Annotated in this window: 13 protein-coding genes; 2 read left to right on the forward strand and 11 right to left on the reverse strand. The window is 42.5% G+C overall.

Annotation, left to right across the window (positions count from 1 at the left end):
* Positions 1-264: 264 nt before the first annotated feature.
* The 11 genes from bamB to FHS24_RS04390 form a co-directional block, all read right to left on the reverse strand.
* Positions 265-1,473: an outer membrane protein assembly factor BamB gene (gene bamB / locus FHS24_RS04340; protein WP_183619005.1), complete on the reverse strand. Its 1,209-nt coding sequence runs from the start codon at positions 1,471-1,473 to the stop codon at positions 265-267.
* 266 nt (positions 1,474-1,739) lie between these two features.
* Complete coding sequence (locus FHS24_RS04345) at positions 1,740-2,528, reverse strand: YfgM family protein (protein WP_183619008.1); 789 nt, start codon at positions 2,526-2,528, stop codon at positions 1,740-1,742.
* A 78-nt stretch (positions 2,529-2,606) separates the two neighbouring features.
* Positions 2,607-3,908 carry a histidine--tRNA ligase gene (hisS, locus tag FHS24_RS04350; RefSeq protein ID WP_183619011.1) on the reverse strand — a complete coding sequence of 434 codons (1,302 nt, stop codon included), beginning with the start codon at positions 3,906-3,908 and terminating at the stop codon, positions 2,607-2,609.
* Positions 3,909-4,004: 96 nt separating this feature from the next.
* A complete protein-coding gene (ispG, locus tag FHS24_RS04355; RefSeq protein WP_183619014.1) occupies positions 4,005-5,120 on the reverse strand; it encodes a flavodoxin-dependent (E)-4-hydroxy-3-methylbut-2-enyl-diphosphate synthase in 1,116 nt (371 codons plus the stop codon).
* 232 nt (positions 5,121-5,352) lie between these two features.
* Positions 5,353-6,171 (reverse strand): helix-turn-helix domain-containing protein, encoded by an 819-nt coding sequence (locus tag FHS24_RS04360; protein WP_183619016.1) that lies wholly within the window; start codon positions 6,169-6,171, stop codon positions 5,353-5,355.
* Positions 6,168-7,031, reverse strand: a complete 864-nt coding sequence (pilW, locus tag FHS24_RS04365; RefSeq protein WP_406947777.1) for a type IV pilus biogenesis/stability protein PilW — start codon at positions 7,029-7,031, stop codon at positions 6,168-6,170. Before pilW ends, FHS24_RS04360 begins: the two co-directional genes overlap by 4 nt.
* Positions 7,032-7,374: 343 nt before the next feature.
* Positions 7,375-8,604, reverse strand: a complete 1,230-nt coding sequence (gene rlmN, locus FHS24_RS04370) for a dual-specificity RNA methyltransferase RlmN (protein ID WP_183619029.1) — start codon at positions 8,602-8,604, stop codon at positions 7,375-7,377.
* A gap of 336 nt (positions 8,605-8,940) precedes the next feature.
* On the reverse strand, positions 8,941-9,372 hold the full coding sequence (gene ndk, locus FHS24_RS04375; protein WP_055124481.1) for a nucleoside-diphosphate kinase: 432 nt from the start codon (positions 9,370-9,372) through the stop codon (positions 8,941-8,943).
* A gap of 358 nt (positions 9,373-9,730) precedes the next feature.
* Positions 9,731-10,147 (reverse strand): lysozyme inhibitor LprI family protein, encoded by a 417-nt coding sequence (locus FHS24_RS04380; RefSeq protein ID WP_183619031.1) that lies wholly within the window; start codon positions 10,145-10,147, stop codon positions 9,731-9,733.
* A gap of 247 nt (positions 10,148-10,394) precedes the next feature.
* Positions 10,395-11,684: an adenylosuccinate synthase gene (locus FHS24_RS04385; RefSeq protein WP_183619033.1), complete on the reverse strand. Its 1,290-nt coding sequence runs from the start codon at positions 11,682-11,684 to the stop codon at positions 10,395-10,397.
* Between the two features lie 163 nt (positions 11,685-11,847).
* Positions 11,848-13,164, reverse strand: coding sequence for an ATP phosphoribosyltransferase regulatory subunit (locus FHS24_RS04390; protein WP_183619035.1), 1,317 nt, complete (start codon positions 13,162-13,164; stop codon positions 11,848-11,850).
* A gap of 614 nt (positions 13,165-13,778) precedes the next feature.
* Here FHS24_RS04390 and FHS24_RS04395 point away from each other — a divergent pair.
* Both FHS24_RS04395 and corA read left to right on the forward strand, forming a co-directional pair.
* The gene (locus tag FHS24_RS04395) at positions 13,779-14,168 is read left to right on the forward strand and encodes a DUF2237 family protein (RefSeq protein WP_183619037.1); all 390 of its coding nucleotides are present in this window, start codon (positions 13,779-13,781) and stop codon (positions 14,166-14,168) included.
* 104 nt (positions 14,169-14,272) lie between these two features.
* A complete protein-coding gene (corA, locus tag FHS24_RS04400; RefSeq protein WP_183619039.1) occupies positions 14,273-15,496 on the forward strand; it encodes a magnesium/cobalt transporter CorA in 1,224 nt (407 codons plus the stop codon).
* Positions 15,497-15,636: the final 140 nt, after the last annotated feature.

Raw genomic sequence — 15,636 nt, forward strand, 5'->3', positions numbered from 1 at the left:
AATAATATCGATATATGAATAGCCACGTGCTACAGATATAAATTCTAAAATGAATCGACTATATAGATAGCGCTATTATATATGAATAACGCTATCATACATCGGTCGCATAGAGTACGCGAAAGCTTGCGTTTAAACAAGCAGTTTACACAAGGCATTAAACGCTGACAAAGCAGCGTTTTCTCTTAAGCCTAGCATCCGTCACGCGACTTTATTAATAATATAAAAACCTTTTTTATTAATAAAGTCGTCTCTCAGAAAATTTTAGCGTGCCAACTGCCAGATAGCAACTTGCCCTGAGGTGCTTTGGGTTAGTAAACGGCTACCTTGTACTTGTAAGCTACTTAATGCACCTTTAGTCTGTACGCGGCTAACGATTTTGCCGCTAGCAGGGTCAAATAAATGCACCACGCCATCAAAATCACCGACAGCAATATAATTGCCAATCATCACAGGATTGGTTAAGTGACGATAAGCCAACTCTTCGCTTTCCCACAAAACCTCACCATTGCTGCGATTATAGGCAACTACTTTGCCATCTAAACTCGTTGCAATCACTTGCTGATTGTTCACCGCCAGTGATTTTAAACTGGCAAGCTCATTGACGAACAACACTTCACGAGAGGCTAAGTTAATACCTAGCAATTGACCACTATAGCTGATGGCAAATAACTGATTGTTATCGACGATAGGCATACCGTCGACATCGCTCATACGCTCAACTTCACTACTGCCCGCACCGACACCAACACGGCGTGACCACTGCGGTAAGCCATTATCGACAGTGATAGCATGTAAACGGCCATCAGCCGTGGCCAATAATGCGGTTTTAGCATCTAGCAATGTTGGTGCTGCACTACCACGTACGCTGATAGCAGGTACTTGGGTGGCAAACTGCCAAACCGATTGACCGTTCTGTAACGACAAACCATGTAGGAAGCCATCATTCGCTGATAAAACCACGCGGTTGTTGCTGATTAAAGCAGGCGTTAGCACTGAACCAGTAAGCTGTGTCTGCCAGCGTTTAGCGCCAGTAGTACTGTCAAAGGCCATTACTTGACCACCACGGGTACTAATAATAGCGGTTTGACTCAAGGAATCTAAGGCTACGCCTCCGGTAATTTGATCACCAACATTAACTGACCATACGCGTTGACCGGTATTATCAAAGCCTATCAAATCACCACCGCGTGATGCAGTGACTATTTGCAAATTGGCATAGCCTACTTGCAGGTCAAGCGGATCTTTACTACTGGCTTTCTTGCTACCAACATCGGTACTAAAAACCGGCTGCAATACACTAATTGGCTGCGCAATTTGCACCAATTTGACAGGGTCATTGACGACTGGTTTGATACCTCGATTACACCCAACGACTGCAGTTGCCATCACTGCGATTACGGCGACATGCATGGCCGTCGTTTTGATGGTCTTAGCGTTTATAGTTCTGTTAGAGCGAATAGCTTGAGTCATTATGGGTTCTCACTACCAATAAATTAATCATTAATAAATTAGCTGTCAGCAAGTAAACGGTGAACAATAATAACCAGTACATAAATAAGCACTCATTATTAATACTACCCTCCTGACTTACTGCGCTACTTAGTTTTTTAAAACGGTTTGTAGAACGATTTTGGGTATTAAAATTTTTATTAAAATACTTAATAAAGCGTTAGAGCTCATATTTAGCAACAGCGATTGTTATTAGAAATATTTTTAATATCTGTTTTTGACATCTACTACTCAGCAGTGGCTACCGTATTTTGGTCTTCAGCTAATACGGGCTGTGTAGGCGCAGTAGATTCTTGAATAAGACCAGCTTGCGGTTCAATAGGCTCAGCTACCACACCGAGACTTTCCATCTTTAATGCCAATACTGCACGTGTTTCTTGACGGTTACGTAACAATTCCCAAGCATTATTGTAAGATTTACCCGCTGAATCTTTATTATCTTGTGCCAGATAAATATCACCCAATAATTCTTGCTGACTCGCTTCAAACGAGCTTGGCATATCATTATTAGCTTCAGCCAAGGCAGCATCAGCATCACCAGCCGCTAATAGCGTCTTGGCATAGCGCAGACGGGTAATCGCTTCTAAGCCTGCATCGCCCAAATCGATTGCTAATGCCTTTTTAAAGGTCTCACCTGCACCTTTAAAGTTATCGTTATCCACTTGTTGACGCGCTTTAATCATCAGCGCTTGCCATGCATAGACAGAGTTACCATGAGTGCTTACTAAAGCATCAATATCTTTATCTAACTGTTTACGACTCTCAGCCAGTGACGCTTGCGCCTCTTCTTCTAAATCTGGATTCTGTGACGCCAGGCTGACTTCTTCATTCAAACGCTGAATATCGGCATAATGGTCGGCTGCAACCGTATCGACGCGCGCATGGTTATTTTGCCAATACGTCCAGCCGAAATAGGCGGCTAACGCCAATAAAATCGCGGTGACAATATAGCTGCCATATTGCTTTAACGCTTGCATCGAATTGTCTGTATTTGGCGAATTGGGTGTCAGAGCCATATATTTTTACCTAATAAAAGTGTTATTAAATTGCGAATACTAAAGCCACCATCGATTACTGGCGAATAAAACTTTCTTTTAATGACGAACAAAGTTCTCTTTATTCGATAGCCAATCTGCCGCAACCGTTTGTTGCTCACCCGTCTGCATATTTTTAATACTAATAGTATTATCATCGAGCTCTTGCTGGGCGATAATCACTGTCAACGCAGCGCCCGACTTATCCGCTTTTTTCATTTGAGCTTTTAAGCTGGTTGCACTCGCCATTTTTACACGTAGATCAGGACGGCTATAACGCAACGCTTGCGCATAGCCAATACCCGCACTATAGACTTCTGGATGAGCAACCACAAAAACATCGCAAGCTGGCAGCTCTGCAATCGGTGCCACGGCTTCGATAAGCAATAATAAACGCTCAAGCCCCATCGCAAAGCCAACCGCTGGCTCAGATTTCACTGGTTTATTATACCCTTTATCATCAGGGGTACCGATGGATTTTAATTGCCCAATCAAACCATCATAACGACCACCAGCACAAACGGTCGCTTGGCTACCAAGCTTATCAGTTACCCATTCAAAAACGGTTTTATTATAGTAATCAAGACCGCGTACTAAGTGCGGATTAATCTCAAACTCAATACCAAGTGCGGTCAAATACGCTTGTACTTGCTCAAAATGCGCCTTACTCTCGGCACCCAAAAAATCAGCAAGTTTTGGTGCATCTACCAATAACGCTTGGGTAATCGCTTCTTTACTGTCTAAAATACGTAATGGATTGGTCGTTAAACGACGTTTGCTGTCTTCATCTAGCTGATCTTGTTTGTCAGTCAGATAAGCAACCAGTGCTTCACGATAAGCATGGCGCTCATCAAGCTCACCCAAACTATTAAGCTCTAAGCGCATCTCGTCTTTTAGACCCAATTCCTGCCACATCAAATGCGTCATAGCAATCAGCTCTGCATCGGCATCCGGTAGCGCACTACCAAAGCTTTCGACACCCAATTGATGAAACTGACGGTAGCGACCTTTTTGCGGACGCTCATAGCGAAACATCGGACCGATATACCAAAGTTTCGGCGTATCACCTCGGAGCAAATTATGCTCAATCACTGCGCGTACTGCCCCTGCCGTACCTTCTGGACGCAATGCCAATGGCGTTGGCGGCTCAGACTTATCGGTAAAGCTATACATCTCTTTTTCGACGATATCGGTTGCGCCGCCAATAGCACGGGCAAATAAGTCGGTTTGCTCAACGATAGGCAAACGAATATGCTCATAACCGTATCTGCCCAGCACATCAGCCAATATCGACTCTAAGTGCAGCCATTTTGCAGACTGTTCAGGCAAAATATCATTAAACCCTTTGATAGCTTTAATCATGGTACGGTCGCATCCTTAAATTTTTTAACAAAGCACTCTATTACTAATTACTCTTGTCGTAACGCTCATAAACTCAGCTTTAAATAGCTCAGTGAATTACTTTACGCGAATGATTTCATTTTCACGTTTTTTTGCCAAATCTTCAGCATGAGCACGTACCATGCCTTCGATCTCATCAACCAAATTATTGGTATCAATCAAATGGCTTTTTTCGCCCATACGGTAGACCAGTGATTTTGGTGCCGCACCTACAACGCCAATGTCCGCTTCTTTCGCTTCACCTGGACCGTTTACTTTACATCCAATCACCGATAAGTTCATCGGTTCACGGATATCTTCTAAACGTGATTCTAACGCTGTCATCACTCTAATCACATCAAACTCTTGGCGCGAACAGCTTGGGCAAGCAATAAAGTTAACGCCATTTGAGCGAATATTTAGCGACTTTAAAATATCAAAGCCAATTTTAATCTCTTCTTCTGGCTCTGCGGCTAAGGAGATACGAATGGTATCGCCGATGCCGTCTAATAATAGCCCGCCTAAGGCAATTGCGGATTTAACCGCGCCCGTGCGATAAACACCCGCTTCGGTGACGCCTAAATGTAACGGATTATCAATCTGTGCCGAGATAAGACGATAAGCATCTAACGTTAAAAAAACATTACTGGCTTTAACCGACACTTTATATTGATCAAAGTTCAAACGCTCTAATATATCGATATGGCGCATGGCTGATTCAAGCATCGCCTCGCCGGTCGGTTCAGTATATTTACGCTGAATGTCTTTTTCCAATGAGCCTGCATTAACACCAATGCGAATAGGAATATTATAATGCTTGGCACAAGCAACCACTTCACGTACTTTGGCGTCGCTACCGATATTACCAGGGTTAATACGCAGGCAATCGGCACCAGCTTCAGCAACGGCTAAAGCAATTTTGTGATCGAAATGCACATCGGCTATTAAAGGGACGCTAACCAACTTACGAATTTCTGCAAAGGCTCTTACCGTATCCATCGTCGGTGTCGATACGCGCATCAAATCTGCCCCTGCTTCAACGCAGCGCTCGATTTGTGCAACGGTCGCTGCCACATCACAAGTATCGGTATTGGTCATACTTTGCACGCTAATCGGTGCATCACCACCAATCGCGACATCACCGACATATATTTTTTTAGTAAGACGACGGTTAATAGGCGCTGACGTTGACATAGACAAACCCTTTCATTGAAACAAATTGGAACGAAAAAACTGGAAACAAACATCGCATTTATAACGCTAATAGCTTTTTAAGAGTAATGGCTTTTTGAGACCAATTATCTTCTTAAAATAACGGCTATTTAACACTAACAGTTTTAAAAACAGTAATCACTTAAAGAGTTAATACTCATTTTCAAAACCCGTTATTTAATGAGCTAACCAATAAGTAAACCAGTTATTTAAATTAGGGTGCTAGCTCAAAACTGGCTTGCGTACCTGTAGCATAACTGTCTAAAGCAACCGCCTCTTGATTAAGCATCAAGCTGACATTATTGATATTATCAATCTGTACATTAAATGGTGGCATACCAGATAGTTGATAATTACCAGCATTCTGCGAGCCAGCTATCAAGCTACTACCGGTAGCGTCCGTAATAGTGACGACAGCGGCATCTGTCAGTTTTACGTCTAGTGTAGCCGGCGCCATACTTGCATCGCCACCCAAGTTGAGTGCCGAACCAGAAGCACCGACACCATTGGCGTCGGTATCAATCGCTGCACCTTGTGCTTGTTCTAGCGCTGAGATATCTTCACTACTGGTTACTGGCTGCTCATTATTTTCTTTACTAGCATTACTGACCATACGAAATAAGAAAATCGCTAAAATAATGACGCCAATGACCGCGATAATTAATAATGGGTTAAAACGGATACGGTTATGGGTGTCGCGCTGTAACGTACCCATCGGGCGTAGTGGCGACTCAATATTGTTGGTCGAGCGCGACTTTAGGTCAATTGGGTAAGCAGCATCGAAGCTATTGGCTATTTTTACTGGATCTAGACCCAAAAACTTTGCATAGTTAATCGCAAAACCGCGCGCAAACGCCGCCTGCGGTAAATCTGCGAAATTTTCATTTTCTAGGGCTTGCAAATGTCGTTTTAAAATAAATAACTCGGCGGCCGCGTCCTCCAAGCTGACTTGCTTAGTTTTGCGGGCTTGCTGCAACATGGCACCAAATGATCCCTGAGCGTTAGATTGAGTGTTTGATGATGGGGTGGTCATTTCCATGGTGCCTCTGGATTGTTAAGCCAAGTCTTAAGTTGTTTTGCTTCATCGCTTAGTGGATAAGCGGATAAAAGCTGCTGTGCCAATTGCTGGCGGGTTGCTATGTTATTTTGTGCTGCCGCAAGTTTGATGCCTTGTAATAGCAAGCGCGGGTTAATACCCTGCCCCTGTACCAACATCAAAGTTTCGTCGTAAAGCCTTTGTGCTTGCTGCACACGCTGCTGCTCGAGTAATAAATCGACCAATTCAATGTGTGCAATCACACTATTGCGATTGCCGTCTAGAGCACGCAAGAACGCTTTGGCTGCGGCAGGATGATCATTTAGCTGAAGGTAGGTGCGTCCTAAGTTCTCTAACGCCCCAATACGACCTTCATAGCCAAGTGCCGCCCCTGCAATCTCAAACTGCGCCGCCGCCTCTTTATAGCGCTTCATCTGCGACAGATAAACGCCATAATTGTTGTGGGATTGATCGAAATCTTTATCAAGCGTAATGGCTTTTTTAAAAAATTGATCGGCTTTTTCAAGATTGAGGCGACTACCCTCTTGCTGCAACAAAACGCCCATCATATCATAGGCTGGCGCATAACGGCTATCAGCAGTAAAGGCTTTTTCAAGTTGACGCTGAGCGGTATCAAGCTCATTTTTGCGGATATATTGTGCAGCAAGTAAGGTGCGAACGCGAGCAATTTCTTGCTGATCCAAATTACGATTGTCACTCGGTCGCGTCGAGGTTTGATAAGGCGTTCCACCTGTTAAATCCGTGGTCGTTGTACTCTGGCAACCGCTAAATAGCAAGGCACTTAAAGCACTGACTAACAAAATAACGTTTACGCCGCGCTTTTTGGCAATACTCATAGCATTGACACTCGATTGCTGCGCCGTTTGAGAAATGAATGTTTGATATTTGAACTGACAAGGATTTTTAAAAGTCATCATAGCCGCCATCATAAAACTGAGGTTCAATGCGTTCGATCAAAGAAGCATCAGTTTAATAGATTTAGCCCCCATAAGTACAATTTATTATGATTAATTGCGCCACGCCCAATTACTACTGCCAATGACTACATTCTATTACCGTTGTGAGACAAAAACGACAGCTAAGTATTTAATCTGAGTGCTTAAACCCATTACTACGTCCAAATGCTCAATCAGCGAATATTTAACTCTGTAATATTAGCCCTGCTTTATTAACGCTGCACTAAATATCTTCACGGTCTTTAATGCTTTGCTGCCAAGCGGCTGAACGTCGTGTTCTGTCAGCTACTTGCCCTACCAATTGCCCACAAGCGGCATCGATATCATCTCCGCGCGTTTGGCGAATGGTACAAACAAAACCTGCTTCACTTAATATGTTGCTAAAGGCATGAATACGGTTATTACTCGACTTGTCATAGTTTGCATGTGGGAACGGGTTAAACGGTATCAAGTTAATTTTACTTGGTAAATCGCCCAATAAGGCAACCAATTGTTCAGCATGCTCATTACTATCATTGACACCGTCTAGCATCACATATTCAATCGTCACGTGTTTTTTATGGCGCGGGTTGACTTCAAAGACGTAATTTCTCGCTGCCGCCATGAGCTGCTCTAATGGGTATTTCTTATTAATCGGTACTAGCTCATTGCGCAGCTCGTCATTGGGCGCATGCAGTGATATCGCTAATGCCACGTCAAGCTCCTGTGCTAACTCATACATCTTTGGCACTACACCTGAGGTAGACAGCGTGACACGACGCTTTGATAAACCATAAGCGTGGTCACTGAGCATCAATTCCATCGAGCTGACAACAGGACGATAATTTAACAATGGCTCGCCCATGCCCATCATAACCACGTTAGTGACATTATTTTCCCATAAGCTATGATCAACATTATCTAAGCTGTCATTTTCATTGGTCATATAAGAGGCATTTGCCACCCATAATTGCCCAAGAATCTCAGCCGCTGTTAAATCACGCTCAAAACCCTGCTTACCAGTACTGCAAAAACTACAATCTAATGCACAGCCCACTTGTGACGATATACATAGAGTTTTACGCCCATTCAACTTGCTGTCATCTGCCGGAATCAATACCGTCTCGACCAATGAACCGCCAGTGACTTCAAACACCCATTTACGCGTGCCGTCATCACTATATTGACGATGAATCACTTTTGGCGGAATGACACAGGCATTGGCTGACAATTTATCACGCAAAGATTTACTCAGATTGGTCATTTGCTCAAAGTCAGTCACACCCTGCTGATAGATCCACTTGATGACTTGCGTTGAGCGAAACGGCTTTTCGCCAATACCCTTAAAGTATTCCGCCAGCTGCGCTTGTGTCATACCTAATAGATTGGTTTTCGCCTGCGCCTCGTCTACTAATTTTATACTCTTAGTAGTCTTAGCAGGTACGTGTTGGACGGGGGTTTGGACATTCGACATAATAAATAACCTTTTTGCATCTGCTGATATAAGTGATGCAATTGTTGAGATGGGCTTGCTAGACGTACTCAATATATGAGTGCATGAGCAATCCGTTATGAGCGCATTTTTTACCAAAAACTGATAGAAATATGCTGATAAAGGATTGATAACGCTTAATAAAACTAATAATGAGGGAGAAAAGCTAAAATTTCAATGCATAGTCAGACTATTATAATAGCTAAAACGGCTTATACCAAAAGATATAAGCCGTCTCGCTACATTAATTATTAATCAGCACTATTATTATGCATAACAACTATGATGCACAAAAGCAGCTGTTAATAAAAACTGCTATTAACGCGTACGTGCACACACTTCTTCTTCATTGAAGAAGTAGCTGATTTCACGTGCCGCTGATTCTGCTGAATCTGAACCATGAACCGCGTTTTCATCGATGCTGCTAGCGAAATCAGCACGGATAGTGCCTTCAGCAGCGTCTTTTGGGTTAGTAGCGCCCATGATGTCACGATGCTTAGCGATAGCGTTTTCGCCTTCTAATACTGATACCAATACTGGACCTGAAGTCATAAATGATACTAGGTCGTTGTAAAATGGACGTTCAGCGTGCTCAGCGTAAAAACCGCCTGCTTTTTTATCATCAAGTTGCATCATTTTAGCAGCAACAATTTTTAGACCTGATTTTTCAAAACGGTCATAGATAGCGCCGATGTTATTGCCAGCTACTGCGTCAGGTTTGATGATAGATAAAGTACGTTCGTTAGCCATGAAAAGCTCCTAATGGATGAGGGGTTAAAAAATTGAACTAAAATAAGAAATGAAATAGCAAAGGGATTTTTTTATCACTGACCACTAATTTTATCTCTGACCACCATGTTGGCTTGGGCTGACTAAGATGACTCAGGGTTTACCAATACGAAAACATGAGTGCCAACACAGGATTGTTGCCTATTATAATGATTGGGACTATAAATGATAGGGTTAATTACGCTAACCGCTCAGAAAAGCAAGGTTTAAAAAAGCTTTAAAATTGCTATGCATTAGAAAAGCACCATTTTAAAGCCTACTGATATAAAGACAATACAAATACCATTACAATAGCTTTTATAACCATACGATTAGCCAATTACTCTTCTAAACGACTGGCTCGACAGCTGCCAGCATTACATTCACGTACACGGTCATTTAAGAAATTTACCCGTTTGGTAGTAATACGGGTAGCGCAGTCCATATTAACATAAAAACCATCTTCATCATGATAGCTACATTGATCATTTCGGTCACGCATCCAAGCAAGTTGCCCACGTTTAAGTGTGGTTTTTTGCTGGCTATTTAAAACTTTATTTAGCTTGGTATAAGAATTATTAAGCTCTTTATCTGCTTCTAGATATACTTTGGTTAAGCAATAAAGACCATCAAAATCATTGATGGGCTTATCACAATTCTGGGCGCCCCAAGACAGCATAGGAAACATTAAAGCAGCTGAGGTCAAGATGGTTAATGAGGTTTTAATAATAGTATGCTTCATAATATTAGTTTTCATGTTATGTCCCTATTATAGTTTGCTGATAATCAAAAATCCTTTTTGACACATGGAATTCTCAATTGTCAACGACAATGCAGTTGTGGCTATTAGCTTAATCTTTTTTGAAAGTGCTTATCTTGATTTTATGTAATTAATAACTGTAAGCATTTTATAAATACTCTTAAAAAACTCTCATAAAAAAACCCCCATTACATATAGACAATGGAGGTTAGTATTAAGTGTTGCTAAGTAACTTTTTTACTAATTAAGCATCATACGGATCGCGCAATACAATTGTCTCTTCACGGTCTGGACCGGTTGAGATGATATCAACTGGGCAACCAATCAATTCTTCGATACGTTTGATGTATATTTTGGCATTTTCTGGTAGATCGTCATAGTTGGTGATACCAACGGTTGACTCGCTCCAACCTTGTAGGGTTTCGTACTTAGGCGTTACTGACTCATAGAATTCAGCATCATGCGCGCCAGCACACTCAGTCTCAGGTAGGTTATAACCGACACCGATTAGCAACTCTTCTAGACCGTCTAATACGTCAAGCTTGGTCAAGCAGATACCTGACATAGAGTTCAGTACCACTGCACGGCGTAATGATTCAGCATCGAACCAACCACAGCGACGGGCGCGACCAGTCGTTGCACCAAACTCATGACCGACTTTGGCTAAGTGAGCACCAACATCATCAAACAATTCAGTTGGGAACGGACCGCTACCAACACGCGTGGTATAAGCTTTAGTGATACCCAATACATAGTCTAAATACAATGGACCGATACCCGTACCAGTCGATACACCGCCCGCGGTTACGCTAGAGCTAGTAACAAACGGATAAGTGCCATGGTCGATATCAAGCAACGTACCTTGCGCACCTTCAAACATCAGGTTCTTGCCAGCAAGACGTAATTGATTTAGGTCTTCGGTTACATCGGTAACCATGCCTTTAATCTCTTCTTTCCACTCTTGGCAAAGCTTAAACGTCTCATCAAAATCAATGGCGTCAACTTTATAATACTGAGTCAGTTGGAAGTTATGATATTCGATTAAGTTACGTAGTTTTTCTTCTAAGTCATCACGGAACAAGTCAGCAAGCTTAATCGCACGGCGCGCAACTTTATCTTCATAAGCTGGTCCAATACCGCGACCTGTCGTACCGATTTTGCCAGTACCGCGTTTTGCTTCACGTGCTTGGTCAAGTGCTACATGATATGGCATGATAAGTGGGCAGTTTGGTGAAATACGTAGGCGCTCACGTACTGGCACGTTGTTGTCTTCTAGCTCTTTCATCTCTTTTAATAATGCGTCAGGTGCTAGCACCACGCCATTACCGATGAAGCAAGTCACGCCTTCACGTAAGATACCTGATGGAATTAGATGTAAAACGGTGGTTTTACCATCAACGACTAGAGTGTGACCAGCGTTATGTCCGCCTTGAAAGCGTGCAACTGCTGCGGCTTTTTCGGTCAGTAAATCAACGATTTTACCTTTACCTTCATCGCCCCATTGGCTACCCAGAACTACGACATTCTTACCCATGATTAATCCTTACCTTTATGTATTGAGGTGTGTGCAATAACGGTTTAAAACTGAAATTATGCTAAAAAATATGGTTGGCAATAATTCTTTAGCGGTTCAATAACTCAGTCATTTAATGATATTTCTTTAAATAAATTTTAGATTCAAAATATAGCTTTTAAAATTAAATAGCTTCTAACTGCCACTGGTTATTGACAAAGTTTAAACGATGCGTCAGCGCTGCTGGACGGTCTACTGCCGTTAATGGCATAGTGACGCGATAGCCTTGCTGACGTAAGCTAGTGACCTGCTGTAATAGCACTTGCATTTGTGCTTTATCGGCATTAGCCTGATTTAATGCCTGATAATCAACCAATACAATAATCGGTGACTCAAGCTGCGTATGCGCTAGCAAACGGCTGACATCCATACTAAAGCCTGTCGCTTCACGTGACCGCTTAGCACTTAATTGCCCCACGCTCTGCATACCATCAAAACGCCCGCCACGTACTAGCGGCTGGGTTTCACTATTGATATAGCCGTTAAAGATTATACCCGTATGATAATGATAGCCCGACAGTTCGGTCACATCGATACTGACTGGTGTCTGCCATTGTATCTCTAAATGCGCTTTAAGCCGTTGTAGCTCATCGACAGCCGTCACAATGTGCGTATCTTGCTTGGCAGTATCTGACAGCGTGTCTAATAACTTTGCCATGTCATGGCCAAAGCGTGCCAATGCGTAAAAATCATTACCCATTGTCAGCAACTGACAGACACGTTTTAGCTCTGGTAAATTCTTATTGGCATAAAGGTGCATCAATTGCTCGGTGTCATTATCCGACAATTCAGCCAATGCCGCTAAACGCTTAAATATCGCCACATGACCCAAGTCAATATGCAGCGTCGCGCTCATATCCAAGCTATTGACCATACTGAACAGCACATCTATCAGCTCAATATCAGCCGCCAGTTCGCCGCAACCAAATATCTCAGCACCCAACTGTAGCGGTGTACGCGAGCCAAACAGTCCTGAAGGCAATGTATGAATCACGTCCCCTGCGTAGCAATAACGCGCAATACCATTACCACCGTGATGAGCATCAATACGCAGAATCTGCGGGGTAATATCAGCTCGAACTCCCATCAAACGACCGGTCAGCTGATCGATAATCTTAAAGGTTTGGCGCTTTAAATCTTCTGAGGCTTCACTCAATAAGGATTCAGTAAACTCGATCATTGGTGGATTGACCAACTCATAGCCATGGCTGATAAGCTGCTGGATCAATTGATGTCTAAGTGCTTCTTGCTTATGTGCATCTTCAAATAACACATCGACGACCCCATCAGGCAGCAGCCAGCTATTATTGGCAACATCGCTGGCAAAGTTGCTTAGATATGGCAGGCCATTAGCGGTAGCGCGATTATCAGCAGGCTGAGTTGCCGCTGGTTTTGTCGTATTTGACTGGGCAGGTTTTGCAGAATCAGAACTGGCAGACACAATGAATCCTTGTTTGGCGTATCGCTTACCAAAAACGCGGTACTGATGCGGTACTAAAAGGTTGTATTTACAATTGCAGGGATGCGAGGCGTTTCGTATTTTTGACGCGCAACATCACTGACCCAATTATCTATAAGCAAACTAGGTGACCGCAAAAGGGTGAGTAATAAATATAAGTTAGGATGATAAGACGAGTATCTTTATGCGCTAAAATTTATGCGATAGAAAACTATGATAAATAATCAAGGCACTTTATGCTTTAGTTTAGCATAGCAGCCAAGCTTCGCCTAGTGACAATTAACCTCAATTAACCTCAATTACCATCTAATTCATGGTGAATAAGTTTTAAAGCCTTCATTATTAATAGCGTATGTATTCAAGATGAATAACTAAAAATAAAAAGTAATACCTATCATTGATAAGAGTAACACAGGGTTGTTTATACTAATTATTTTTCACAATTTTTACTTATTTTCTAGAATTTGGTTTCTTAACATCACTGCTTATCAGCATTACTGTTTCTATCAGCCTTAAGCGTTGCGGTCTGTTGCTTGCATAACGCCTTATCGGTGGACTCATGTTACACTAAAGCATATTTTATCTCGGAAAGCCTTATGTCAACTGATTACCACCCAAATCCTGCCATTAATAAAACCAACGTCCTTGGTACTGCCCTTGCCAGCTGTTGTTTTGACCCGCTCACTGGTTATTATCGCAATGGCTTTTGTCATACTGGCAACCATGACGTTGGTCAGCATACCGTATGCGCTAAGATGACCAGCGAATTTTTAAACTTTTCTGCCAGTCGTGGTAATGATTTGATTACGCCGCTGCCTGAGTATGGTTTTGCCGGTCTACAGCCTGGTGACTACTGGTGTATTTGTGCACTGCGTTGGGTTGAAGCCTTAGATTTCGATATTGCCCCGCAAATCAAATTAGAAGCCTGTCACGAAAGCTTATTAAGTCTGGTTGATATCGAAACGCTAAAACGCTTTGCACTGTAGTTTGCAGACAAATAACTTGCAGGGGAAAATTCATTTTAGTCGCATGTCATAATCTATTTTAAGTAATATTTATTTAATATTAACCACAGACTAAAGGAGAAGGTATGAAACAAGATGATGACCTGATTGTCAAAACGGCAACGCGTATCACACCTGACTCTAATGTCAGCCTTATCGATCCTAACACGGGCGATGAGCGCTCTTATTTAGACAATTACGATAGCTATGACAGCTATATTTATGGCGATGCGGACGCGACGGTCGAGGATACGATTGAGACGATGACCGTCTATGACCCCGACTCTGAGCGCTATGAGGATATCGATTTATCCAGCGATGACGAAGTGGTCAATTGCTATGCTTACTCGCGTAAAACGGGCGAAAAATTAAATAAAGTGGCGCTGAATGATGTCAGTCGCGCTTTAAGCAATAGCGGTCAATTTATCTGGCTTGGTCTCTATGATCCCAGTTTAGAGACCATGGTCAAAGTCAGAGATGCTTTTGAGCTACACGAGCTGGCGATTGAAGATGCCTTTGCCGAACATCAGCGTGCTAAGGTTGAGAACTACGATAATGACATGATATTTGTGGTGCTGCGTACCGCCAAGCTCGAAGACAATGTGATTCGTTATGGCACCACTGCGATATTTATGGGTAAAAACTACCTTATTACCATTCGTAATGGTCCTTCCAACTCCTATATGCCCGTACGCGAACACTGTCATCGTCGCCCAGAAAAGCTGCGCATGGGACCTATTTTTGTGCTGCATGCCATACTCGATTTTATCGTCGATAACTATATGCCGATTACCGATCGTTTGGGCAGTTATCTACGGGAGCAAGAACGTAACATCTTCACTTATGAATTTAATAAAGAAACGCTTAGAAATTTATATGAATTAAAATCCCAACTGGTACATATGCGCGCGGTGATTTTACCGGTGCAAGATATCTGTAGTTTCTTTATTAATCACGATAAAAGCGACTTAATCTCGCCCTTTTCTCACGCTGCTAAACCTTACTTTCGAGATGTGAATGACCATTTACTCCATTCTTTAGATGCCATTAACGGCTTAAATGAGATGCTAAGCGTGGTCATGAATACCTATCTTGCTATGGTCAATATGGGACAGAATGAGGTGGTGCGTAAGCTTGCCGCTTGGGCTGGTATCTTAGCGGTACCGACAGCGATTGCGGGTATCTATGGGATGAACTTTGATTTTATGCCAGAGCTGCACTGGCAGTATTCTTATCTCGTTATCATGGCAGTTATTATCTCGTTATGTAGCTTTTTATACTTTAACTTTAAAAGATTGGGTTGGTTATAAGTCAGAGCATGTCTTCATTTAAAATAGAAAAAGGGCTGCCATTGGTGAACTGAACCCCATAAGTTGGACACAACTTATGGGGTATTTTTATGCGTTACGATCTAGACTTTAAAATGCAAGTTATCGCATACTATCGGCAA

The sequence above is a fragment of the Psychrobacter luti genome (genome assembly GCF_014192115.1).
GTDB lineage: Bacteria > Pseudomonadota > Gammaproteobacteria > Pseudomonadales > Moraxellaceae > Psychrobacter > Psychrobacter luti.

Coding starts and splice junctions, on each gene's coding strand:
- FHS24_RS04395 (WP_183619037.1), top strand. CDS start 13,779: ATGTCAACTGATTACCACCCAAATCCTGCCATTAATAAAACCAACGTC.
- FHS24_RS04380 (WP_183619031.1), bottom strand. CDS start 10,147: ATGAAAACTAATATTATGAAGCATACTATTATTAAAACCTCATTAACC.
- hisS (WP_183619011.1), bottom strand. CDS start 3,908: ATGATTAAAGCTATCAAAGGGTTTAATGATATTTTGCCTGAACAGTCT.
- ndk (WP_055124481.1), bottom strand. CDS start 9,372: ATGGCTAACGAACGTACTTTATCTATCATCAAACCTGACGCAGTAGCT.
- FHS24_RS04385 (WP_183619033.1), bottom strand. CDS start 11,684: ATGGGTAAGAATGTCGTAGTTCTGGGTAGCCAATGGGGCGATGAAGGT.
- FHS24_RS04345 (WP_183619008.1), bottom strand. CDS start 2,528: ATGGCTCTGACACCCAATTCGCCAAATACAGACAATTCGATGCAAGCG.
- bamB (WP_183619005.1), bottom strand. CDS start 1,473: ATGACTCAAGCTATTCGCTCTAACAGAACTATAAACGCTAAGACCATC.
- rlmN (WP_183619029.1), bottom strand. CDS start 8,604: ATGTCGAATGTCCAAACCCCCGTCCAACACGTACCTGCTAAGACTACT.
- pilW (WP_406947777.1), bottom strand. CDS start 7,031: ATGAGTATTGCCAAAAAGCGCGGCGTAAACGTTATTTTGTTAGTCAGT.
- FHS24_RS04360 (WP_183619016.1), bottom strand. CDS start 6,171: ATGACCACCCCATCATCAAACACTCAATCTAACGCTCAGGGATCATTT.
- corA (WP_183619039.1), top strand. CDS start 14,273: ATGAAACAAGATGATGACCTGATTGTCAAAACGGCAACGCGTATCACA.
- ispG (WP_183619014.1), bottom strand. CDS start 5,120: ATGTCAACGTCAGCGCCTATTAACCGTCGTCTTACTAAAAAAATATAT.